20 protein-coding genes are annotated in these 23,230 nt (G+C 45.7%); 3 read left to right on the top strand and 17 right to left on the bottom strand.

All coding sequences use genetic code 11. From position 1 onward, the window contains the following. Positions 1–57: 57 nt before the first annotated feature. On the bottom strand, positions 58–237 hold the full coding sequence (locus CLOSA_RS02315) for a DUF4250 domain-containing protein (protein ID WP_013271180.1): 180 nt from the start codon (positions 235–237) through the stop codon (positions 58–60). 230 nt (positions 238–467) lie between these two features. Here CLOSA_RS02315 and CLOSA_RS02310 point away from each other — a divergent pair, with 230 nt between their 5' ends. Next, entirely contained in the window at positions 468–1,472 is a 1,005-nt protein-coding gene (locus CLOSA_RS02310; protein WP_013271179.1) for an asparaginase, read from the top strand. Between the two features lie 74 nt (positions 1,473–1,546). Here the strand turns inward: CLOSA_RS02310 and clpB are convergent, their stop codons facing one another. Next, complete coding sequence (gene clpB, locus CLOSA_RS02305; RefSeq protein WP_013271178.1) at positions 1,547–4,135, bottom strand: ATP-dependent chaperone ClpB; 2,589 nt, start codon at positions 4,133–4,135, stop codon at positions 1,547–1,549. 220 nt (positions 4,136–4,355) lie between these two features. On the opposite strand from clpB, the gene CLOSA_RS02300 reads away from it, so the two are divergent. Next, positions 4,356–4,892, top strand: coding sequence for a glucan-binding protein (locus tag CLOSA_RS02300; RefSeq protein ID WP_013271177.1), 537 nt, complete (start codon positions 4,356–4,358; stop codon positions 4,890–4,892). Between the two features lie 123 nt (positions 4,893–5,015). Here CLOSA_RS02300 and CLOSA_RS02295 read toward each other — a convergent pair whose 3' ends face one another. Together CLOSA_RS02295 and CLOSA_RS02290 are read right to left on the bottom strand one after the other, a co-directional pair. Further along, on the bottom strand, positions 5,016–5,996 hold the full coding sequence (locus CLOSA_RS02295) for a Gfo/Idh/MocA family protein (protein ID WP_013271176.1): 981 nt from the start codon (positions 5,994–5,996) through the stop codon (positions 5,016–5,018). A gap of 94 nt (positions 5,997–6,090) precedes the next feature. Further along, positions 6,091–6,984 (bottom strand): LysR family transcriptional regulator, encoded by an 894-nt coding sequence (locus tag CLOSA_RS02290; protein WP_013271175.1) that lies wholly within the window; start codon positions 6,982–6,984, stop codon positions 6,091–6,093. 172 nt (positions 6,985–7,156) lie between these two features. Here CLOSA_RS02290 and CLOSA_RS02285 point away from each other — a divergent pair, with 172 nt between their 5' ends. Further along, the gene (locus CLOSA_RS02285; RefSeq protein WP_013271174.1) at positions 7,157–8,428 is read left to right on the top strand and encodes an L-cysteine desulfidase family protein; all 1,272 of its coding nucleotides are present in this window, start codon (positions 7,157–7,159) and stop codon (positions 8,426–8,428) included. Positions 8,429–8,523: 95 nt separating this feature from the next. Here CLOSA_RS02285 and CLOSA_RS02280 read toward each other — a convergent pair whose 3' ends face one another. The 13 genes from CLOSA_RS02280 to CLOSA_RS02215 form a co-directional block, all read right to left on the bottom strand. Then, positions 8,524–9,360 carry a chitosanase gene (locus tag CLOSA_RS02280; protein ID WP_013271173.1) on the bottom strand — a complete coding sequence of 279 codons (837 nt, stop codon included), beginning with the start codon at positions 9,358–9,360 and terminating at the stop codon, positions 8,524–8,526. Between the two features lie 41 nt (positions 9,361–9,401). After that, on the bottom strand, positions 9,402–10,721 hold the full coding sequence (locus CLOSA_RS02275; protein ID WP_013271172.1) for a 6-phospho-beta-glucosidase: 1,320 nt from the start codon (positions 10,719–10,721) through the stop codon (positions 9,402–9,404). 17 nt (positions 10,722–10,738) lie between these two features. Then, the gene (locus CLOSA_RS02270) at positions 10,739–12,013 is read right to left on the bottom strand and encodes a PTS sugar transporter subunit IIC (protein ID WP_013271171.1); all 1,275 of its coding nucleotides are present in this window, start codon (positions 12,011–12,013) and stop codon (positions 10,739–10,741) included. 30 nt (positions 12,014–12,043) lie between these two features. After that, positions 12,044–12,346 (bottom strand): PTS sugar transporter subunit IIB, encoded by a 303-nt coding sequence (locus tag CLOSA_RS02265; protein WP_013271170.1) that lies wholly within the window; start codon positions 12,344–12,346, stop codon positions 12,044–12,046. A gap of 14 nt (positions 12,347–12,360) precedes the next feature. Continuing rightward, entirely contained in the window at positions 12,361–12,672 is a 312-nt protein-coding gene (locus CLOSA_RS02260) for a PTS lactose/cellobiose transporter subunit IIA (RefSeq protein ID WP_013271169.1), read from the bottom strand. Between the two features lie 431 nt (positions 12,673–13,103). Further along, the gene (locus CLOSA_RS02250) at positions 13,104–15,017 is read right to left on the bottom strand and encodes a BglG family transcription antiterminator (protein WP_013271168.1); all 1,914 of its coding nucleotides are present in this window, start codon (positions 15,015–15,017) and stop codon (positions 13,104–13,106) included. Positions 15,018–15,444: 427 nt separating this feature from the next. Further along, complete coding sequence (prfA, locus tag CLOSA_RS02245) at positions 15,445–16,521, bottom strand: peptide chain release factor 1 (protein WP_013271167.1); 1,077 nt, start codon at positions 16,519–16,521, stop codon at positions 15,445–15,447. A gap of 62 nt (positions 16,522–16,583) precedes the next feature. Then, positions 16,584–17,450 carry a peptide chain release factor N(5)-glutamine methyltransferase gene (gene prmC, locus CLOSA_RS02240; RefSeq protein ID WP_013271166.1) on the bottom strand — a complete coding sequence of 289 codons (867 nt, stop codon included), beginning with the start codon at positions 17,448–17,450 and terminating at the stop codon, positions 16,584–16,586. Further along, entirely contained in the window at positions 17,447–18,391 is a 945-nt protein-coding gene (locus CLOSA_RS02235; protein WP_013271165.1) for a DUF1385 domain-containing protein, read from the bottom strand. The genes prmC and CLOSA_RS02235 overlap by 4 nt, the downstream gene beginning before the upstream one ends. Positions 18,392–18,590: 199 nt before the next feature. Continuing rightward, the gene (gene rpmE / locus CLOSA_RS02230) at positions 18,591–18,800 is read right to left on the bottom strand and encodes a 50S ribosomal protein L31 (protein ID WP_013271164.1); all 210 of its coding nucleotides are present in this window, start codon (positions 18,798–18,800) and stop codon (positions 18,591–18,593) included. 135 nt (positions 18,801–18,935) lie between these two features. Then, complete coding sequence (rho, locus tag CLOSA_RS02225; RefSeq protein ID WP_013271163.1) at positions 18,936–20,552, bottom strand: transcription termination factor Rho; 1,617 nt, start codon at positions 20,550–20,552, stop codon at positions 18,936–18,938. 164 nt (positions 20,553–20,716) lie between these two features. Further along, on the bottom strand, positions 20,717–22,036 hold the full coding sequence (locus tag CLOSA_RS02220; RefSeq protein WP_013271162.1) for a replication-associated recombination protein A: 1,320 nt from the start codon (positions 22,034–22,036) through the stop codon (positions 20,717–20,719). A gap of 146 nt (positions 22,037–22,182) precedes the next feature. After that, on the bottom strand, positions 22,183–23,157 hold the full coding sequence (locus CLOSA_RS02215) for a Gfo/Idh/MocA family protein (protein ID WP_013271161.1): 975 nt from the start codon (positions 23,155–23,157) through the stop codon (positions 22,183–22,185). Positions 23,158–23,230: the final 73 nt, after the last annotated feature.

The following is a 23,230-nucleotide window of genomic DNA, read 5'->3' as shown; positions in this document are numbered from 1 at the left end:
TGAGCAAGGATTCATTGCCCGCGCAAAAAGAGCCACCGCAACGGCGATGACCCCCTTTTATACAAACTGATTTCTTCCCCTGTCGTAATAATAATTAATTGCAGCCAGAGAAAGGGTCAGATCCTCTTCCTGGATCCCAAGACTATGGCAGCATTCCTCCAGAGAAGGATAATAGTCTCTTAACTGAGTATTGATATAGCTTAACAGCATTGCCGGATCTTTAGGTATGTTAAACATTTTTCCCTCCTCCTATTCTGTTCCTATGTATATTTTATCATAAATTTTCATTGTTGTGAATCTCCCAAAACAAGAATCACGGATTCCAGCCAGAAGAGGAAGAATTTAAGCTGTCCACTTGATTTCGGCGTCAAAATCTCCTTAAAGGAGACTTCGAGAAAAGTAGCACTGTACGAATGGGGAAATCAGTGTTACAATCAGATATTGAAATCCCTCAGGAGGTAATCCATATGAAAAAAATACTAATGCTTGGTACAGGAGGCACCATTGCCTGTAAACGGAGCGACAGCGGCTTAAAACCTCTCCTCACCTCAGACGAGATCCTTTCCTATGTTCCAGAGACATCAATATTCTGCAAGGCAGACAGCCTACAAATCCTTAATATAGACAGCACCAACATGCAGCCTCATCATTGGCTTTCCATGGCTAAAGCCATTGAGGCTCATTATGAGGACTATGACGGCTTTGTAATCTGCCACGGCACGGACACCATGGCTTACACGGCATCCGCCCTTTCCTATCTGGTCCAGAATTCGGGAAAGCCCATTGTCATCACCGGAGCTCAAAGGCCCATTGATATGGAAAATACCGATGCCCGTACCAATTTATCTGACAGTCTCCGTTTTGCAAGCGAGCCTAAGGCCCATGGTGTTACCATTGTTTTTGACGGAAAGGCCATTGCAGGCACAAGGGGAAAAAAAGAGCGTACCAAAAGCTACAATGCCTTCTCCAGCATTAATTTCCCTTATATTGCCACAATCCAGGATGGGCATGTACTGTTTTATGTAGATGACAAGGCCTCCTGCCCGAGACAGGCACAGTTTTTCCATGAAATAAATCCCCATGTGGCATTGATGAAGCTCATCCCTTCCATGGGAGCGGATGTCCTGGATTATATGGCGGCGCATTATGACGCGGTGATCATAGAATCCTTTGGCGTAGGCGGTCTTCCCTCTTATGACACAGGAGATTTTTATAAGGCAGTGAAAAAATGGATCGCCCTTGGAAAAACCGTAGTCATGACCACCCAGGTGACCAATGAGGGCAGCAACATGTCCGTATACGAGGTAGGCCACTCCATTAAAAAGGAACTTGGACTTTTGGAAGCCTATGATATGACCCTGGAGGCCACAGTGACAAAGCTCATGTGGATCCTGGGACAGAGCAGGGATAAAAAAGAGATCCGGGAATTGTTTTACCGCACCATTAACAGAGATATTCTGTGGCAGGCATAAGAAAAAAGGCGCTGCAAAGGGAGGATTACCTTTCCTTTGCAGTGCCTTTTTTCAAATGCAGCAACTCTTTCCTTTTACTCCAGATAGGCGATCAGCTTCTGGCCGTCTTCCGATACATCAATGACGATCACATTTCCTGCCCGAACCTCATCCCCAAGGATGATCCTGGCTGCTAAGGTTTCCACATGCTTTTGCAAGTAACGTTTCAGGGGACGGGCTCCGTAAACCGGATCATATCCCTGTTCCACCACAAATTCCTTGGCCTGGTCAGTCAGTTCAATCTTTAATTCCTGATTTTCCACCCGTTTATTTAAATCTGCAAGGAGCAGATCTATGATACCTGCAATATTTTCCTTGTCAAGAGGCTTAAAGAGGATCATTTCGTCCAGACGGTTTAAGAACTCGGGACGGAAATGGTTCCTTAAGTCGTTCATTACCATTGCCTGTGCATCTTCCTTAATATATCCTTCTTCATCAATGCCTGCCAGCAGATACTGGGAGCCGATATTGGAGGTCATGATGATGATGGTGTTTTTAAAGTCAACGGTTTTTCCGGTGGAATCTGTGATCCGGCCATCATCAAGAACCTGAAGCAATACGTTAAATACGTCTGGATGGGCCTTTTCCACCTCATCAAAAAGCACTACGGAATAGGGCTTTCTCCTGACTGCCTCTGTCAGCTGGCCACCTTCGTCATAGCCCACATAGCCTGGAGGCGCTCCGATCAGTCTGGATACGGAATGCTTTTCCATATATTCGCTCATATCGATCCTGACAATGTTATTTTCGTCATCAAACAGGCTTTCTGCCAGGGCCTTGGCAAGCTCCGTCTTGCCAACACCGGTAGGTCCTAAAAACAGGAAGGAGCCAATGGGCTTTGTGGGATCCTTGATTCCTGCTTTGGAGCGGATGATGGCCTCCGTAACCTTTGATACTGCCTCATCCTGGCCGATGACTCTCTTATGAAGCTCTTGATCCAGGTGAAGGGTTTTATTTCTCTCCCCTTCCGTCAGCCTGGATACGGGGATTCCCGTCCATTTGGACACAATCCTGGAGATCTCCTCCTCTGTGACGCTTTCATGGACAAGGCTCAAATCCTGGTTTCTCACCCGTTCCTCTTCCGCCTCCAGCTCCTTTTGAAGCTGTGGAAGCTTTCCATACTGCAGCTCCGCCGCCCGGTTTAAATCATACTTTTGCTGTGCCGCCTGAATCTCCCTGTTTATGGTTTCGATTTCTTCCCTTAAGGAGGACAACCGGTCAACAGAAGCTTTTTCATTTTCCCATTGGGCCTTTTGAGAAGTAAACTCGTCATGAAGCTCTGCCAGCTCCTTCTGAAGCTCTGCCAGGCGGTCCTGGCTCAAACGGTCGGTTTCCTTCTTTAAGGCAGCTTCTTCAATCTCCATCTGCATGATGCGTCTTGACAGCTCATCCAGCTCTGCCGGCATGGAATCCAATTCTGTTTTTATCATGGCACAGGCTTCATCCACCAGGTCAATGGCCTTATCCGGAAGAAAACGCTCGCTGATGTAGCGGTCAGATAATGCTGCCGCCGATACCAGGGCTGAGTCCGTGATCTTTACCCCATGATAGACCTCATACCGCTCTTTTAGCCCTCTTAATATGGATATGGTATCTTCCACACTGGGTTCATTCACCATGACCGGCTGGAACCGCCGTTCCAGGGCCTGATCCTTTTCAATATACTGGCGGTATTCGTCAAGAGTTGTGGCGCCGATGCAGTGCAGCTCTCCTCTGGCAAGCATTGGCTTTAGCATATTGCCTGCGTCCATGGAACCTTCTGTTTTCCCAGCGCCTACAATGGTGTGAAGTTCATCAATGAACAGGATGATCTGTCCGTCACTTTTCTTCACCTCGTCAAGAACTGCCTTTAAACGTTCCTCAAATTCCCCCCGGTATTTGGCACCTGCCAGCAGTGCTCCCATATCAAGGGCAAACAGCCTTTTATCCTTTAAGCCCTCAGGCACATCGCCACGGACGATCCGCTGGGCCAGGCCTTCCACCACTGCCGTCTTACCTACTCCCGGTTCCCCGATGAGAACCGGGTTGTTCTTGGTCTTTCTGGAAAGAATCCGGATAACATTGCGGATCTCACTGTCCCGTCCGATGACCGGATCCAGCTTCTGGTCCCTGGCCCGTTCTACCATATCAAAGCCGTATTTGGTAAGGGTATCATAGGTAGCTTCCGGATTGTCATTGACCACCCGCTGGTTTCCTCTTACGGTGGAAAGGGCCTGTAAAAACGTTTCTCTGGTTATGCCGTAGTTCCGGAACAGTTCCTTTACGGATTTTGACGGCGTCTTTAACATGGCAAGAAACAGATGTTCTACGGAAACGTATTCATCCCCCATGACCTTTGCCTCATCCTCGGCGCTTATTAAGACCTTATTTAAATCATTGCTGATGTATAGCTGCCCGCCCCTGACCTTAGGAAGCTTTTCCATTGCCTGAGCCGTTTCATTGATAAACTGCTCTTTCTGTATATTCATCTTTGTTATTAATTTTAAAATCAGGCTGTCTTCCATGGTAAGAAGGCTGTAAAGCATATGTTCCTGCTCTATTTGCTGATTTCCGTATTCATAGGCAAGCTTTTCGCAATTCTGGACGGCTTCCATCGACTTTTGGGTAAATTTATTAATATTCATAATTGCTCCTCCTTTTTCTCCGTTTATGTAAAAACATTGCTTTATTTGTTCTATATGTAATATAACAAATAGTGTTCCTGGTGTCAAGATCGTTTTCCCGTATTCAGACAGAATTCAAACAAAAATCTTACGTTTTTCTTCCCTGGATTGTTTTTTCCAAGACCTTCGCCTATAATCAAAGCAGTTATTTTAATCCTTGCATTCAGGAGGTGACGGTTTTATGAAACATCTTTCCCGCTGGAAGCTTATTCGCCGGGCAGCGGCAGTTTTCGCAGCTTCCCTGTTTCTGTCAGCAGGCATCCGTCCGTTGGACAGCTTCGCCCACACAAAGGATGAGTCCATATACCTGGCTGGTACCTGGATAAAGGATGAGGTGGGCTGGCGGTTTTTCAACCAGTGGAATTCCACCTTTCCTTCCGGGAAATGGGCGGAATACCAGGGGCATTCCTATTATTTTATGGACAACAGCTACATGGCAACGGGATGGCGTCTTTTAAACAACCGGTGGTATTATTTCAATCCCCATGAGGGAAAGGATGAAGGCTCCATGGTCACCGGCTGGGTTCATGATCCGGATTATGGCGGCTGGTTTTATACAAACCAGATCGGAATCATGGTCACCGGCTGGCATAAGATCGATGGCTTCTGGTACTATTTTAACCCGAATTCCGACGGCCTACTCGGACGAATGGCCGTAAATCAGGTAATTGACGGCTCCTATGTCGATGCCGGCGGCCGCATGAATGAAGTCCGGTAATTATGAAAAACACGCTTTTGGTTTTTCTTGATCCGGCTCAATGTCTGCGCAAAAGAGCAGTGCCGCTTATATCAGGCACTGCTCTTTTTATAATTTCCCGGAAAATCCGGCGAAAATACGTTATCATATCTCAAACGGATAGCGGATTCCCCACTGTCTTCTTAACTCGTCCATAACCTTCATAATGGCCAGAATGGTCTTATGGGGCATCTGGGGACACTGGGTCCAGCCATTTCTGATGGCTTCCCTGCTGGCCTCGATCTGGTACTCATAACCGGATATCTGCTCCGGCTGGAGATGAGTTTCCACCAGCTGCCGTTTGGCATCATAGACCCGGATAGCTTCAAAATTATTGACATTTTCAACCACCAGATATCCCTTGGTCCCGTAAATGATCCCCAGTCGGTCGGACAGCACCCGCAGGGAGCTGTTTAAGATCGCCATTTTTCCTCCCGGATAGCACAGGGTCATGCTGTTCTGGGCATCCACTCCGCTTTCCGTTTTGATCACGCTGGACTGGATATCTGATATTTCATCGCCAAAAACGAGAGAAGCGAAATTAAGAGTATAGACCCCCACATCCAGAAGGGCTCCACCGGCAAGCTCCGGCTTTATCAGACGGGGCCTGTCAGAAATCAGATAGCAGAGATTAGCGGTAAGGGTCATGGGCTCTCCGATGATGCCGGAATGTAAAATCTCTTTCAGAGTCTTTGCCATGGGCATATAGCGCACCCACATGGCTTCCGTTATCAAGAGCTTTTTTTCCCTGGCCAGATCAGTCATCTCTTTTGCCTGGGCATAGTTGGCTGCAAAGGCCTTTTCGCAGAGAACATGCTTTCCATTCTCCAGGCACAGCTTTGCATTGCTGTAATGCTCGGAATGGGGCGTGGCAATATAGATCAACTGGATATCCGGATCTTTAACAAGCTCTTCATAGGAACCGTACGCCCTTTCTAAGGAAAAACGCGCCGCAAATTCCTCCGCTTTTTCCAGACTTCTGGACCCGGCTCCCATCAGAGCCACCTGCGGCATCTGAAGCATTGTTTCTGCCAGTATTGATGCGATCCCACCGGTGCCCATGATTCCGATTTTTAACGCTTCCATCTCTTAAACCTCCGTGCACTTTTCTTTTATCTGTCAAGTATAGCACATGAAAACTGCCTGTACAATCACTCTTTTGGCAGCTCCCCAGGCGGTTTTATTCACTCCCCTGCTCCATCCTTTGGACCAGTTCTATAAATGCCTTCATCTCTCTGCTGATCCATTTATCCCTGTGATAGACCATCTGCCTCCAGGTCTCTAAGTGAAAATCCTTCATTTTAAGGGAAGTTAAGATCCCTTCCTCTATATCCCTGGATATGGTAAACTCCGGCAGAAAGGAGATTCCTGCATTGCTTCGAAGGAGCTTGATGATGAATTCCGTATTGCCGATCTCCAGAAAGGGATGGACCTTTTTTCCGCAGGAAGCCAAATGCTGCTCCAGCATAAACCGGTAGCTGGCATCCTTTTCCGTCAGCAGCATCGGCTGAGAAATGACCTGATCCATGGTAAGGCCAGCTTCCATTGCATAGGGATGGTTTTTTGACGCGGCAAAAATAATGCTTTCAGGCTTCTCCATTACCTTCACCCATTTTTCATCGTACATAAGCTCATCAAGAAAATATACCAGGTCAATGGTATTGTGATTCATCATGTCAAGAAGGACGCCGGGTGAATCCACCACAATGCTTACGTTGACCAGGGGATAAAGGCGGTGGAACTCCCGGATCAAAGGCGGAAACAAGGTGGAGCAGATGGACTCTATGGTTCCAATGACCAGCCTTCCCGAAAGCTCCGAGGATTGGGATAAAATATTTTTTACATGAGTTAAATTCCTTACCACCTCAGCGGCGTACCCGTAAAAGGTTTCTCCTTCATGAGTCAGGGTTGTCTGCTTTCCCAGCCGGTCAAACAGATGAACATTTAATTCCTTTTCCAGCTGCTTGATCTGTACGGTAACGGCAGCCTGGGAATACCCCAGCTTTTCAGCCGCTCTGCAAAAGCTTTTCCTGTTTGCCACTTCTAAAAATGTCTTAATTTCGCGCAGCTCCATCTTACCATCCCTTTCTTTCTTGATTTAAATATTTTAAATATAATCTTAAAAACATTAAATTTTACTTCCATTTCTTTTTATGTTACATTATAACCAGCAAGAAATCAATGCTTATTCACATTGTCTTTATAAAACAAATCAATGATACTATCAGAAAGGAATTAATGTTCATATGGAAAAGGCAGATAGTAAATACCGCGCTTATGTACAGATATTAAAGGAGGAGCTGCTTCCTGCCATGGGGTGTACCGAGCCCATTGCTCTGGCCTATGCCGCCGCAGTGGCAAGAAAAGTATTGGGAGAAATGCCTGACAGGGTGACGGCGGCCGTCAGCGGAAGCATTATTAAGAACGTGAAATCCGTGATTGTTCCCAACACCGGCCATTTAAAGGGCATCCCTGCGGCAGTCACGGCAGGAATCGTGGCAGGAGATCCGGATAAGGGGCTGGAGGTGCTTGCAGGGGCCACGCCGGAGCAGATTATGGCAATGAGAACCTTTTTGGACGAAAGGACGGTCACGGTGGAACATTTAGACAGCGGCATCAGTTTTGACATCCTGATGACTCTGTATAAAGGCGATTCCTACAGCAGGGTGCGCATTGCCGGTTATCACACAAACATTGTTCACATTGAAAAAGACGGAACCATAATCCAGCAGATGGATGCTTTAAACGAAGAGACTCCCACCGACCGGAGCCTGCTGAATATGGAGGATATCTGGGACTTCATCAACACCGTGGACATCGACCACATCCGGGAGATCCTGGACCGCCAGATCCGTTATAACTGGGCCATTGCCGAAGAAGGGCTTAAGGAAAGCTATGGGGCCAATATTGGCAAGGTGCTCTTAAAAAATTCCGGGAATGATCTGTCCATAAAGGCGAGGGCCATGGCAGCGGCTGGCTCTGACGCCAGAATGAACGGATGCAGCCTGCCTGTAGTTATCAATTCAGGAAGCGGAAATCAGGGGATTACCGTTTCCGTGCCTGTCATCGTATATGCAAAAGCCTTACAAGTCAGCGATGAAAAAATGTACCGGGCCTTAGCCTTATCCAACCTGGCCGCCATTCACCAGAAAACCCCCATCGGCAGATTATCCGCCTACTGCGGAGCAGTCAATGCAGGGGCCGGTGCAGGCGCCGGGATCGCCTATCTTTGCGGAGGGGGATATGAAGAAGTCATCCATACCATTGTCAATGCCCTTGCGATTGTATCCGGCATTGTCTGCGATGGTGCCAAATCCTCCTGTGCGGCAAAAATCGCCTCATCCATAGAAGCCGGTATACTGGGCTATAACATGTACGTTCAGGGACAACAATTTATGGACGGAGACGGAATCGTTACAAAAGGAGTGGAAGCCACCATTCGAAACGTAGGCAGATTGGGGAAAGAAGGGATGAGGGAAACCAATAAGGAGATCATCCGGATCATGATAGGGCAATAGAACAGGATCCGTTTCCATAGAAAAGACAGCAGCTCCAGATTATCTAAAAGCTGCTGCCTTTCTATGAATAGGTGTTTTATGCTGCGGGTACCATCTTATTTATCGATTCTGAAGGGATCTCCATACATTTCCCACTCAAGAGGTTTTGTTAATGAGAAATTCTTTTCTTTTAAAAATTTCCGCTGAGCAATCGTTCTGCTTAAGTCTTCATGAGCATCTTCCAGTCCCATCACCTTATCTCTTTCATCAAGAAACGCCGTCAGATACTCTGTTTCATCTCCTCCAGCCGCCGGAGGCTTCGCTTTCTTTCCTGCGGCCTCCCTTATGCCCGGAAAGCTTTCTTCATAAGGGACAGATCCATCTCCGGGGCCATGCATTACTATGGCATCATAGTAAATAAACTGGCCTAAAACGGATAATCCATCGTTCAGTGCCTGGTCCACAGACGGATTAAAATACATATCATCCCGGATTTTATTCTGGGCATTTTGAAATCCCATATCTTCACTGGCCGCCTTCCAGTCATTTTCAAAAGCTTCCCCTAATCCTTCATGGGAATCCGTGCCGTTTACCTTTTCAAGAGCCTCTATGTATTTCCCTAACAGATTCTCTGGTTCGGCTTCTGTATAGTCCCTTACTAATTGCAGCATATCTCCGGTCCCGGAACAAAAACCGATGATTCCGGCGGTATACCCCCGCCCATCATGAATATCTTCTATATAGCTGTATTGGGCTTTCCAATCCAGAGATGAATTTTCCGCACTGGAGACCAGTTCCATGGCTGTTTCTTTCTTTTCCGGGTCTTTCAAAGAAATACTGCTTTCCATCTCTTTTTTAGATTGACAGTTGGCCTGGTTTACCGTACAGCCTGACAAAAACAATGCCCCTATGAGCAGTACAATGATTGTCCCTTTCCCTGTTTTGTTAATCAAGAAGATTTATCCCCCTTCCTCAAATAAAAGAATGCTTTCACCTATTGAAAGAAATTTGGAAGATATTTTTTATGTGCTTCCAATAATTCCTCCATTACCTGTTTTGCTACATCTCCGCTGGTAATCAGAGGGTTCATCATAAAGGCCTGCAGCAATGTGCCCCGATCCCCTGTAACAGCCGCTTCAATGGTCAATTCCTCCATGGATTTCATTAATTGCAGCAATCCTCTTTCCTGAGGCTTAAAGCTTCCGAAATGATAAGGAACCGGTCCTTTTCCTGTTAAAGTACAAGTAACTTCAACCGCACAATCATCAGGCAAATCCGTAATCGTACCGTTATTTCTGGTACTGACGGCCATGGTAGTCCTTTTATCATTATAGATCGAAGTAATTGTTTCACAAGCAGCATCACTGTATCTGGCTCCGCCCCGTTTTTCTAACTGTTTAGGCTTATCATTTAAATCCGGATCTTTATATAATTCATACAATTCCGCTTCAATTCCTTTAACCTTTTCCCCACGGGTTCCATTGTTTTTAAAATCTTCCAATTCCTCCGCAAGCATTTTATCCGTATAGTAATAATAATTATGATAGGGGCATGGAACCATATGCAGATTCTCTACCTGCTCAAAAATCAACCGGTTATCCTTGATATTTGCAACAATGGAATTTGTTTCTCCGCTTCCATACATCTTTTTAATGAGTTCATCGGTCCGGTCAACCCCTTTTTTATCAAATACAGTGTGCCAGTGGAGATGGTTAATACCCGCAAACTGGAAGAACAGGTCCGATGGATCTTCATCAAGAATTGCAGCTTCTTCATAAACAGCATTAACCGGAATGTTACATAAACCAACCACCTTGTTCCAATTTCCATATCTTAAAACAGCCTCAGTAATCATACCGGAAGGATTTGTAAAGTTGATCAGCCAGGCATTGGGACACAGTTCTTTCATTTCATCGACAATGTTCAAAATTACCGGAATGGTTCGCAATGCTTTAAAAATACCTCCTGCACCGTTGGTTTCCTGACCAATTAACCCATGGCTTAATGGAATGCGTTCATCCAGAATGCGTGCATCCAATAATCCAACCCGCAGCTGAGTGGTTACAAAATCCGCGTCTTTTAAGGCTTCCCGCCGGTCCAAAGTTAAGTATACCTGGCAATCAATTCCTGCTGCCTTTACCATGCGTTTCGCCAATGCTCCCACAATCTCTAACTTGTGTCTGCCCTCTTCGATATCCACTAACCATAATTCATTAATGGGAAATTCATGGTATCTTTTTATAAATCCCTCCACTAATTCCGGTGTATAGCTGGATCCCCCGCCAATTGTTACAACTTTCAGTTTTTTTGACATAACAAATTCCTCCCTCCTTAATCTTCAACCGCTGCCGCCACTTCATTTTCCACTGTTTCAAAGGATTGATTTTCTTTCTCCAGCATTTGTTTCTCAGCAATTTTGAAAAATGGCATATAAATGGCGATAGCAATGACGATTTCAATAGCAGACCAGATTGCGGCTCTTATATCCCAGCCGGTGGCCATTAAAGGTCCAATGATCGGGGGCATCGTCCAGGGTACCATCATCATGGGTCTACCCACTAATCCGACAGACATCAGGAAATAACTGCTGGAAGCCAATACCAGTGGGATCAGGATAAAAGGAATCATCATCAAAGGATTCATGATAATTGGAAACCCGAAAATAACCGGTTCATTAATTTCAAAAATGGAACCTGGCAATGCCACTTTTCCTAATTCCTTATACGTTTTTGATCTTGAGAAAATCATCAGGAGGACCAGCGTTAAGGTAGCTCCCGTCCCGCCTACATTGACAAATAAGCTGGAAAAACCAGAAGCTGTGATATAAGGAAGTGCTTCTCCTTTTGCATAAGCGGATGCATTTGCTGCAACGAAAGCTAAAAATATGGGATCTGCAACCCCCTCCAGGGTCATATCCCCATGAATGCCTGCACACCACAGCAAACTCACCAAAAATGTGTAAAGCAATATTCCTGGTAAACTGTTTAATGCATGCAGCAAAGGCGAAAATACACTGGCAATAAATGTAGTAATATCAAAATTCAGCGGTACACGAACGGTCCAGAACAACAGTAAAATCAGCATAGCAGGTATCAAAGAAACAAAGGAATTGCTTACTGCAGGCGGTACGCCCTCCGGCAGCTTAAAGACCCAGTTCTTTTTAATACAGAAATTATAAATTTCAGTAGTAACAATCCCCGCAATAATTGCCGTAAACAACCCGGTAGAATCAAAGCCCGCAGGATCAATGACAAAACCATCGGAAAGCTGTGTGGTGACAAAAGCCATTACCGATAAGGCTGCACCTGATACTGCATCAAGCTCATAACTTTTACTTAGCTCATAACCAATTCCAATTGCGGCTAAAAGGGAAATAATCCCAAAGGAAACTCCCACAGCAGCATTGATCATATTTTCATAAGGTGCTAAAAAATTAGTCCAGCTTTCTATTGGGATATTTCCGATAATCAGAAATATACTTCCGCTTATGATGGCAGGTAACGTTAAGGTCAAACCATTACGCACTGCTACCAGATGCCTTTGACTTCCTAATTTTGTCAGCGGCGGTATAATTGTGTCTTGCAACCAATTCATCAATTTATCCATCTTTACTTCCCCCTTAAATTTGTGCCGGCCCTAATCACCCAAAGCCTTTTTTACCTGGGCGATGACCTTGGCCCCGTTCATAGTGCCGTAGACCTGCATATCGATGCATTCAATGATTTTGCCCGGGCAATCCTTCTCTACCTTATCCTTGCTGAAGCGAACCTGTGGCCCTAACAGAATCATATCTGCCTCCGGTCCTTTGTCCTTGGTGCTTGCAAGCGCATAGGCACTGATTTTGCAGTCATAATTTTCTTTGGCTGCAGCCTCTTTCATCTTATGGACCAAGAGACTGGTAGACATTCCTGCCGCACAAAACAAAACAATGTTTCTCATAAACAGCTTCCTTTCTATCGTGAATTATTTTTTTTTAAAATATCAATCATTTCCTTACATAAATCCATGACCGTCATGGCATTCATCAGATGATCCTGAGCATGAACCATTAAAAGTCCTACTTCTACCTTTTCTCCGTTTAACTCATTCTGGATCATTTCCGTCTGGACCTCATGGGCTTCCTGAATCGTCTTTTCCGCATCCTCCATCCGTTCGTCTGCATGTTTAAAATCGCCGTTTTTTGCCGAACGCAGTGCTTCAATAGCACTGCTTCTGGCATTCCCTCCGCAGACCACAAGCTTCATAACAATCATTTCAATATCCATTCCCACACTGCCTCTCTTTTAACCTGTGATTATGTGTTTCATAAAGGCAATTACGTAGATGCAGATATCATGGTCCCATCCAAATCGGGCAATGACTTTTTGACTTCCATGCTTTTTAGTTCTTTATCTCTTAATTGCCTCATGTAGAAGTATTATCTGTAATATACCGGTTCTTCTGTCCCCCTCTCCCGGCGGAACATGAAATCAGGAAAAAATGAACAACGCTTACTTCTTGCACATTCCCATACTATCATACTTTTTTCCACAACTCCACGCTGCCTTTTTCCATTTTCATAATGGCACCCCTTTCCTATCTTTTTCCTCAAATAGTGCTGCTCACAAATGAGGTCAGGGGCCATAACCAAGAAAAAGAACAAGACGCGGGCAAAATGGTTATGGTTTTGCACACGTCTTGTTCTTTCTTACATCCCCTATACTTCCTTGGGAATCTGGGCTTCTATACTGCTCATGGCTTCTATGAACGCATCATAATCCTGTCTCTTGACCAGGTCCTGGATTTGTTTCTGGCTTAAAAGGAAGGCCGCCGTCATCTGATAGAAACGCTGCAGTTCATCACTGGTATGATCCTTATTGGCTATGGAAACCAGGAAAACAGCACGTACTTTTTGCCCTTCCCAGTCCACCGGTTCATCGAGGATCCCCACACATACAAACGTCTCCTCGCTGATGGCCTTGTAAACGTGAGGCATTGCCACCATGTTTCCAAAAGACGTCCTGGCTAACCTTTCCCTCTTCCACACTGATTCATAAAATTCTTTTGGAAGATTCTTCTTTTCCATAACAAACTGGCACATACACTGAAGAACCTCTTCCTTTGTCCGCAGCTTCAGATGAGGCAGAAACAGTTCCCGTTCATAGTAATTCTCCACGGAAGAGGTCTTCTCGGAAGTGAGAACCCTTTTTACGTTCTTAATGTCTTTGTCATCAAGAAAATACTGCACCTCCAAAATGGGAAGAGGTACGGAAACCGTAATGGGGACGGTTGTAAAGATATAATCATATTTTGAAAAATCCACTTTATAAATGCTTCCCACATCACAGGCTGTGATTTCGTTGATATATTCCTTAAAGGAATTCTGGTATTTATACTGAAGAAGCTTTGCACTTCCCCGCCCGGAGGAGCATACCAGAAGTATATTTTTCTTCTCTATCTCCGTCTTCTTCCGCTCAAGGGCAAACGCGAATGCAAAAGCAAAGTACGCAATCTCATCTTCTGATAAAAGAATATGAAAGTGCTCATTTATCACGGTGACCGCATTGCAGGCCATGGTATAGGGAAGGAAGAACTTTTCCTTTACATCCCGAAGAAGAGGATTCTTTAAATCCATATCATATTTGATCCTGACACTTAAGGGCACCAGGTGCTGGCACAGCAGCATGCGAAGCTCCAGATCATTGCGGAAATCAAATTTGAACAGATCATACACCCGTTCCAGCATAACAGTAACCAGATCACTGATTTCCTGGGTGATGATGATATTCTGATCTGTTTCATCGGCATGATATATCATCTTCTTCCCCGCCAGGTGTATGGCAATGTAAACAATCTCTGTTTCAGGAAATGAAATGCGGAATGTTATTTCTATCTGCTCAGCAATTTCTTTTGCGATCTGATACTCATAACGGCCATTCATATTCTTTAAAGGTTCCTCAGGCATGGGCACATAATGGCATTCCATGATTCGGCTGATGGCGATGTAGAGATGGACAACAAGGTTCTGATAAGCCGTTCCTGGAATCATAAAATCATTCTTTTTAAGAACTTCCGATACACAGGCCGCAATCTCATCCATACTCTCATTGCCCTTATGAAGCCGTTTTCCGGAAAAAGAGGCGATACAGAGCCTGGACTCAAACTCTCCGCCTTCCAGTCTGATTCCGTAATTTGGTTTTCGTACCACCTTTATGTTAAACTTATTAAGATACTGTTCAACCTCCTTTAGATCCGCGGTCAGTGTTCTCTTGGATATATACAGACTGTCACTCAATTCATCCAACTTCACATAGGAAGGGCTGTTAAACAAATATTCCAGCAGGTATTGTATTCGTTCCTCCGACGAATCTGGCAGATATTGATCAGAAAGATGGGTGCAGAATTCCTGGATAAACGCATTGTACATTTCCTTATCCCATATGTTCAGATAATATCCTACCCCGTATTTCGAAAGAATCGAAGCCCCATGGTGCTCCATTTCCTGATTTATTTCTTTCAGAAGATTGCGAATGGTCTTGGTTCCGACACGGATCCGCCCTGCAAGAGCTTCTGCCGTATAGTATTCATTGTCTGATAAAATATCCAGGATCTGCCGCTTTCGCCTGTCCATATATCCTCACTCCTAATGATTCATGCCAGCCTTCATTTATTTATGATATTGCTAAACAGAATTTTAATAATCAAAATATTTTATCTGTACTGGTCAATGGTTTTTGTTTGTTATCTGTTCTTTCATAATTTAACCGCATTTTTTAATGCATATTTAATAATAACACGGTTTACATGGGAACTAAATGATTCTTTTTTCCAATTTTAAAGTGGTAATCTCTTCTTACAGGTAACTGTGGCTTTTCGTGATCCACTGTTAGAAGAACAGCAATTCCGAAGAAGTTATACTCCGGTAAAACAGAAAATCCATAACACAGATAAGCGGAATGAACCTATAAAAAAACCCCGTTCCGCCACGGAACAGGGTAATAATACTTAACTGTTTTTTTATTCCGCATCAGACCAGTGATACCGTTAATCCGGTATTGTTACATCTCTTCATTTAATTTGCTTAAGCGCACAGCCTGATCTGCAGCAATAAGGGAATCCAGTAGCTCCTGAATATCCCCGTTCATTATGGAATCAATTTTATAAAGGGTCAGCTTGATCCTGTGATCCGTTACACGTCCCTGAGGGAAATTATAAGTACGGATCTTTTCAGATCGGTCTCCGGTGCCGATCTGGCTTCTTCTTTCCTCGGCTTCTGAATTCTGCCTTTTCTCCAGCTCAATGTCATAAAGCTTGGAACGCAGCAGACGAAAGGCCTTTTCTTTATTCTGAAGCTGTGATTTTTCCGTCTGGCTGTAAATTACGATACCAGTGGGCATATGGGTCAGACGAACGGCTGAGTCGGTGGTGTTTACACACTGTCCGCCGTTTCCGGAGGCACGCATCACATCGATCCTTACGTCTTTATCCTCGATTACTACGTCGAACTCTTCTGCCTCAGGCATGACGGCTACCGTAGCCGTGGAGGTGTGGATCCTTCCTCCGCTTTCAGTCTCCGGCACACGCTGAACCCGGTGAACGCCGCTTTCATATTTCATCTTGGAATAGGCGCCCTTGCCGGTAATCATGGCAACCACTTCCTTAAAGCCGCCGATTCCATTTTCATTGACGCTGATCAGTTCCACCTTCCAGTGGTGGCCCTCCGCATAGTTTACATACATACGGTACAGCTCGGAAGCAAACAGGGCTGCTTCGTCCCCGCCTGCACCGGCACGGATCTCCAGGATAATATTCTTATCATCATTGGGATCCTTCGGTAAAAGCAAGATCTTAAGCTCCTGCTCCAGCGCTTCAATCTGCTTCTTGGCTTCGGATAATTCTTCCTTTGCCATCTCCCGCATCTCCTCGTCGCTTTCTTCCTCCAGAAGCGCCAGACTGTCCTCTACCGTCTGCTTTGCTTTCTTATACTGGGTATAAGTCTCCACCAGATCCGCCAGATCCGCCTGCTCCTTCATCAGCTTCCGAAACCGGTTCTGATCCTCCGTTACGGAAGGATTGTTAAGCTCCTGCATCAATTCTTCATAATGAATTAATATATCATCTAATTTATCAAACATTGGTAACCTCCTGAATTTCCCACAAAGGACTGTTGTTCACATGAATAAGTCCGCAATACAGCTCATTGCTTTCGTGCACATACCACTCGGTCCAGCCCTGCCGCATCCGGAACCACCCGGATCTGTCCAAAGCCGGCATCCTTTAATAAGCCGCTGACCGCCTCTCCCTGGTCATAGCCGATTTCAAAATAAACCGCTCCTCCTAAAACCATATGGGAACGGCTTTCCAAAGCAAGGATTCTGTAAAAATACAGTCCGTCTTCCTTTCCGTCAAGGGCCAGCATGGGTTCGTGATCCCTGACTTCCGGCTGAAGGCCTTCTATTATTTTCGTTGGAATATATGGAGGATTGGATACGATCACGTCAAACGTTCTCTGGTTCTTAAAAGCTTCAAATAAATCGCTTTTCACCAGCGTAATCCTTCCCTCTCCCAAATGCTTCCCTGCGTTCCGTTCTGCCACCAAAAGGGCTTCTTCGGAAATATCCGCGGCGGTCACACGGTCAAACCCGCCAAGCTTTGCAAGGCTGATTGCAATACAGCCGCTTCCGGTGCACAGATCAAGGATCTTTGGCATTTTCCCCTTATAATCCTTTAACACCAGTTCTACCAGAGTTTCCGTATCCTGCCTGGGGATCAGCACATGCTCATTGACTTCAAAGTCAAGTCCCATAAACTCCCGGCTTCCTGTGATCTGATGAAGGGGAATCCTTAAGGATCGTTTTCCGATCATGGACCTGTACACGGATAGGGACTCTAAAATAGAGTCCTCTTCCGGAAGCCTCTTGTTTCTATCCAGGAGAAAATGGGTCATATCCGTGTGAAATGCTTCTAAAAGCAGGTATCTGGAATCAAGAGAGGCCTCTTCCACCCCTGCCTTTAACAACGCTTGTGTTCCTTCCTCCATCAGAAGCTGTAATGTCAGATTCATGCCTTTCTCTCCGGAAAATTCCTGTTGAGAAACGCCTTCCAGTCAAAAACAGCTTCCACAGAAGCGATTCCCACCTGGATCATGTCATCGTCCGGCTCCTTGGTGGTCATTCCCTGCATCCACATACCCGGGCGGCTCAACAAATCCACCAGCCTTGAATCACTGCGCCCTGCCAGACGCAAAAATTCATAGGATACTCCGGCTATGACAGGGATCAGCAGAATCCTGCTGAGGATTCTAAGAGGCAATGTATCCACTCTCACCACCATAAAAAACAGGATGCTGATGATCATGACGATCAAAAGAAAGCTTGTTCCGCAGCGCTTATGTTCCTTGGAGCTGTTTCTGACATTATCCACAGTAAGCGGGAGACCATGTTCCAGACAGTTGATGCACTTGTGCTCCGCTCCATGATACATGAAGGTCCTGCGTATGTCCTCCATGCGGGAAACCAGACCGATGTAAGCGATAAAGATCCCGATACGGATCACACCTTCTAAAACAGCCATAACCGTCTGGGACTTTATAAAATGTTGAAATATATTGGCAAGAAACATGGGGAATACCATGAAAATCAGAATGGCCATTACTACAGAAAAGGCCATCACCACGCTCATCAGCACCTTTTCCATCTTTTCCCCAAACAACCGTTCCAGCAGCTTTTCAAAACCGGAAGGCTCGGATGCCTCTTCATCATCTTCAAAAAAACTGGCAGAAAAGGTCAGGGCTCTCATGCCCAATACCATAGAGTCCACAAAACTGAATATCCCTCTGATAAAAGGCAGGGAAAATAGCTTTACCCGTTCTCCCATGCCCACATAAGTATCCTTTTTCACTTCAATGGTTCCGTCCGGCTTGCGGACCGCTGTGGCATACTCATCCCCGTTTTTCATCATAACGCCTTCAATCACGGCCTGACCGCCGATTCCTGAATACTTCATACGCCAAACCACCTCTCTGTTTAAAATGGAAGCTTTTCACTTGTTCTAATCCCAAAAAAGGCTGAGCTAAAGTGTTTCCACCAAACTCAACCTTTTCTTTGCCCCTGATATAATAAGGAAGTTCGATACGCCATGAGGGCGTACAGAACGGCTGATTTCCCAAATTCCTGCTGTGCTTCGACTGCATTCATTGAAGAAATTATGCCTCAGCCTTAACGCCATATTTACGATTGAATTTATCAATACGTCCACGAGCGGAAGCAGCCTTCTGCTGACCGGTGTAGAATGAATGGCATTTAGAACAAACTTCTACGTGGATATCTTCCTTTGTAGAACCAGTTACAAATTCATTACCGCAGTTGCAAACAACTTTGGCCTGATAGTAATTTGGATGGATTCCCTCTTTCATGATTTTCACCTCGCATACTCTGATTTCTATTAAATCGCAGTCCGTAAACCGACTTTGTCTAATAAACAGCTTACACAGTATAACATAAAAAAATTTCTAATGCAAGCATTTATTTCTACAAAAACCTCCCACTCCCTAGAAAAAGCGCATTTTTTTGGAGGTTTCCACGAATTCCCTGTTGTTTCTTGTCCTTGAAAATAAGTCCAGTATTTTTTCCACTGCATCTTCCGGTTTCAGGGTATTGGTAGCCTTCCGGACGATATCAACGGCCTCCGCCTCTTCTCTGGTGAGCAGCAGGTCATCTCTTCTGGTACCGGATTTCAGGATATCAATGGCAGGGAAAATCCTCTTCTCTGACAGCTTCCGGTCAAGAACCAGTTCCATATTACCGGTGCCTTTAAATTCCTCATATATAACATCATCCATACGGCTGCCCGTATCCACAAGAGCCGTGGCAAGAACGGTAAGGCTGCCTCCCTCCCTCATATTTCTTGCTGCTCCGAAAAACCGTTTCGGCATATGAAGAGCTGCCGGGTCCAGACCTCCGGATAAAGTTCGGCCGCTTGGAGCCACTGTTAAGTTATAGGCTCTCGCCAGACGGGTAATGCTGTCCAGCAGGATCACTACATCCCTGCCATGCTCGACAAGGCGCTTGGCCCGCTCGATCACCATTTCTGACACTCTCTTATGGCGCTCCGGAAGCTCGTCAAAGGTGGAATAAAGCACCTCCACATTATCTCCGTAAATGGATTCCTTAATATCGGTAACCTCCTCAGGGCGCTCATCGATCAGCAGGATCATGAGATGGATCTCAGGATGGTTTACGGTTATGGCCTTTGCCACGTCCTTAAGCAGGGTGGTTTTTCCTGCCTTTGGCGGGGACACGATCATTCCTCTCTGGCCCTTTCCAATGGGAGCCAAAAGATCCAGAACCCGCATGGCCGTAGTGTTTTTGCCCCCCTGAGTCTCCATATGAAGTCTTTCATCCGGGAATATGGGAATCATATTTTCAAAGTTCGGACGGCGTTCCGCCATACTGGTGGGATACCCGTTAATTTTCTTTACGTACAGCAGGGCTGCAAATTTTTCAGCAGCCGTCTTCACCCTTCGGCTTCCGTGAATGATGTCACCGGTCTTCATATTGAACCGCCGGATCTGGGAAGGAGCCACGTAGACGTCATTTTCACCTGGAAGATAGTTTTCACAGCGGATAAAGCCAAAGCCATCGGGCATGACCTCTAAAATTCCATGAGCTTCAATGCCGCTGTCCAGCTCCTGGAGCTCAGGGCTTGGCTGGAAATCTCCTTTAGGTTCCTCGGGAATAAATTCCGTTCTTGCCTCATTCCTGGGAGAAGGCTCTGCATTGTTTCCCTGGGCAGGCCGGTATGCGGCAGGCCTTTGCTGCCCTTCCGGACGGTAGGACCGGACAACGGTCTTTCTTTGGTTATTTCCCTGGGACAAGGTCTGCTGATCCATATTCATCTGAGCCTGTTGGTTTGTTACTTCTGACTGAGGCTGTGCCTGAGCGGCCGGCTGAGCTGCGGCTGCCTTAGTGATCTGTTTGTTTGCTTCCTCTGCCTTTTCTACCGGTACACTCCCTGTCGAAACAGAAATAGGAGAAGCTCCCTCTTCCTTTTGGCAAAGCAAATCTATGATTTCAGCTTTTCGCATGGAACTGCAGCCCTTGATCCCCTGGGCTTTGGCAAGCTCCTTTAGTTCCGCTAACGGCAATGTCTGTAATTTTTCACGCATATTATTCTCCTTCATGATTCCTTATAACAGTTGTTTCATAATCTTGGGAATGCTTCACGATAGAATATCGCAACAGATGGCCGGAAGTTTCATTCCGGCCTAAATCATGTTCAATCAGGTCGTACGATACGCCTATTATATACCTTTATATAGAAAAAGAAAAGTTATTTTTTCAGTTCCCTTAATCGCTCTTTAATTTTACGTTCATAGCCATTATCTGTGGGATGATAAAACTCAGTGCCTTCCATCCCATCCGGCAGATACTGCTGTTTCACGTAATTGCCGGGATAATCGTGGGCATAAAGATAGCCCTGCCCATGGCCCAGCTTTGATGCTCCCTTATAATGGGAGTCCTGTAAATGGGCAGGTACCGGCATGGTTTTCTGGTTCCGCACCGAATCCAGAGCCTCAAACACTGCCATACAGGCTGCGTTGCTTTTAGGTGCCGAAGCTACATAGGTTACCGCCTCCGACAGAACGATCTGGGCTTCCGGAAGCCCGATCCTCTCGGCGGCCTGGGCTGCCGCCACCGCCACAACAAGAGCCTGAGGATCCGCATTTCCCACATCCTCTGCAGCGCAGATCATAATCCTTCTGGCAATGAATTTAATATCCTCTCCCGCATAAAGCATCCTAGCCAAATAGTAAACGGCTGCATCCGGATCCGACCCCCGCATGCTCTTTATAAAGGCTGAAATGGTATCGTAATGATTATCTCCGGTCTTGTCATAGCGCACCACTCGCTTCTGGATGCATTCCTGGGCAACCGTAAGATTGATATGGATTTTTCCGTCGGATTGATCCCGGTCCGTGGTCATCACTCCAAGCTCCACCGCATTTAAGGCAGCTCTTGCATCCCCGTTGGAAACATCCGCCAGAAATTCTTCCGCATCTTCGTCAATCACTGCGTGATAGGAACCCATACCCTTGTCCCTGTCATAAACTGCCCGTCGGATCAGTTCTCTGATGTCCTCCTTCTCCAGTGGCTTTAGCTCAAATACCCTGGACCTGGAAAGAAGGGCACCGTTTACCTCAAAAAAAGGATTTTCCGTGGTAGCGCCTATGAGGATCAGCGTTCCATCCTCCACAAACGGAAGAAGATAATCCTGCTGCCCTTTGTTGAAACGATGAATCTCATCTACGAATAATATGGTCTTTTTCCCATACATTCCAAGAGAATCCTTTGCTTCCTTTACGATCTCCTCCATATCCTTTTTCCCGGCCACCGTGGCATTGATCTGCTTAAAATCTGCACTAGTGGTATTGGCGATCACCCTTGCCAGAGTGGTCTTCCCGGTTCCTGGCGGGCCGTAGAAAATTACGGATCCCAGTTTGTCCGCCTTTATGGCCCGGTAAAGCAGTTTATCCCTGCCAATGATATGCTGCTGCCCCACCACCTCATCAAGAGACGCCGGACGAAGCCTTGATGCAAGTGGGGACTCATTTTTCATGGTGTTTTCCCTCATATAATCAAACAAATCCATTGTTATTCTCCCGTATCCTGAAATTCCATTTAAAAGGACTTCTGCCGGTTAACCCGGTAAAAGCCTTCCGGTTGTAACAAGAGTATATCCCTGCTTTCATTAAGTGTCAACAGCATCCCAACTTCCTGTAATCGCCCGAGAGCATTCTAGGATTCTTCGGGATATTTCATATTCCAGTCATTCCGTATCCTTGTCATCATGTTCATGACATCTGATGTATATTCCAGGTGCATTTCATTGCATCCCCCGGAAACCGCCTTCTCCATATCCAATATTTCATACAGCAGCGCATCGTCCGTGTTTCCGGCTTCGATCACCTCCTGGCGGTTGTCTTCCGTATAGGTGATCACTGCCTTGTCTGCTCTGGGATATTCATATATTTCAATATGACCTTTATCAAAAGCCACTGTACCGCGCTTTGGCTGCTTTGCATGCAGGGACAAAGAAATGGAGGCCATTTCCTGCTGTTTGTTCATTAACAGGATTCCAGCCTGTTCATCGACACCGCTGGGAGCAAATTTTACCTGTGACAGGATCTGGTCCGGTGTTTCTGTCATAAACCATCTTGCAAAGGAGAGGGCATATACCCCGATGTCCAGCAGTGCTCCGCCTGCAAGATTCCGGCTGAAAAACCTGTTTTCCATATTGTAGTCCTTGTAGCTTCCAAAATTCAACTGCACAAAACGCAAAGGCCCCAGCTGACCGCTTGTTATAATTTCTTTTAATTTCTTGTAAAGGGGCATATGATAAACGGTCATAGCCTCGGCAAGCACCAGATTGTTTTGATCTGCAAGACCAGCGGCCTCAGAAAGCTCATGGGAATTCAATGTAATGGACTTTTCACAAAGCACATGCTTTCCGCTGTTTAATGCCTCGATTAGATACTTGATGTGGGTATTGTGAGGTGTTGATAAGTAGATAATGTCCACCTTATCATCACGAAACATATCCTGGACATGATCATAGACCTTTTCCACTCCGTATGTTTCCGCAAACTTAACTGCATTTTCATAGCTTCTGTTTCCCACCCCATATAGGGTTTTCCCCCATTTTTTCATGTTCTCTGCCAACTGCCTGGCTATTTCTCCACAGCCTAAAGCAGCCCAACAATACTCTTTCATCCCTCAGTCCTCCTAAAATTAGTTTCAATGATGCAGCTTAAAACTGCCTATATAGGATTATTATGGTCAGTAA

Source organism: [Clostridium] saccharolyticum WM1, from assembly GCF_000144625.1.
GTDB classification, from domain to species: Bacteria; Bacillota; Clostridia; order Lachnospirales; family Lachnospiraceae; genus Lacrimispora; species Lacrimispora saccharolytica.
Note: the sequence above shows the minus strand (reverse complement) of the source record. Positions and strands in the feature narration are given on the sequence as shown.

Coding starts and splice junctions, on each gene's coding strand:
- CLOSA_RS02315 (WP_013271180.1), bottom strand. CDS start 237: ATGTTTAACATACCTAAAGATCCGGCAATGCTGTTAAGCTATATCAAT.
- CLOSA_RS02310 (WP_013271179.1), top strand. CDS start 468: ATGAAAAAAATACTAATGCTTGGTACAGGAGGCACCATTGCCTGTAAA.
- clpB (WP_013271178.1), bottom strand. CDS start 4,135: ATGAATATTAATAAATTTACCCAAAAGTCGATGGAAGCCGTCCAGAAT.
- CLOSA_RS02300 (WP_013271177.1), top strand. CDS start 4,356: ATGAAACATCTTTCCCGCTGGAAGCTTATTCGCCGGGCAGCGGCAGTT.
- CLOSA_RS02295 (WP_013271176.1), bottom strand. CDS start 5,996: ATGGAAGCGTTAAAAATCGGAATCATGGGCACCGGTGGGATCGCATCA.
- CLOSA_RS02290 (WP_013271175.1), bottom strand. CDS start 6,984: ATGGAGCTGCGCGAAATTAAGACATTTTTAGAAGTGGCAAACAGGAAA.
- CLOSA_RS02285 (WP_013271174.1), top strand. CDS start 7,157: ATGGAAAAGGCAGATAGTAAATACCGCGCTTATGTACAGATATTAAAG.
- CLOSA_RS02275 (WP_013271172.1), bottom strand. CDS start 10,721: ATGTCAAAAAAACTGAAAGTTGTAACAATTGGCGGGGGATCCAGCTAT.
- CLOSA_RS02270 (WP_013271171.1), bottom strand. CDS start 12,013: ATGGATAAATTGATGAATTGGTTGCAAGACACAATTATACCGCCGCTG.
- CLOSA_RS02265 (WP_013271170.1), bottom strand. CDS start 12,346: ATGAGAAACATTGTTTTGTTTTGTGCGGCAGGAATGTCTACCAGTCTC.
- CLOSA_RS02260 (WP_013271169.1), bottom strand. CDS start 12,672: ATGGATATTGAAATGATTGTTATGAAGCTTGTGGTCTGCGGAGGGAAT.
- CLOSA_RS02250 (WP_013271168.1), bottom strand. CDS start 15,017: ATGGACAGGCGAAAGCGGCAGATCCTGGATATTTTATCAGACAATGAA.
- prfA (WP_013271167.1), bottom strand. CDS start 16,521: ATGTTTGATAAATTAGATGATATATTAATTCATTATGAAGAATTGATG.
- prmC (WP_013271166.1), bottom strand. CDS start 17,450: ATGAATCTGACATTACAGCTTCTGATGGAGGAAGGAACACAAGCGTTG.
- CLOSA_RS02235 (WP_013271165.1), bottom strand. CDS start 18,391: ATGAAGTATTCAGGAATCGGCGGTCAGGCCGTGATTGAAGGCGTTATG.
- rpmE (WP_013271164.1), bottom strand. CDS start 18,800: ATGAAAGAGGGAATCCATCCAAATTACTATCAGGCCAAAGTTGTTTGC.
- rho (WP_013271163.1), bottom strand. CDS start 20,552: ATGCGTGAAAAATTACAGACATTGCCGTTAGCGGAACTAAAGGAGCTT.
- CLOSA_RS02220 (WP_013271162.1), bottom strand. CDS start 22,036: ATGGATTTGTTTGATTATATGAGGGAAAACACCATGAAAAATGAGTCC.
- CLOSA_RS02215 (WP_013271161.1), bottom strand. CDS start 23,157: ATGAAAGAGTATTGTTGGGCTGCTTTAGGCTGTGGAGAAATAGCCAGG.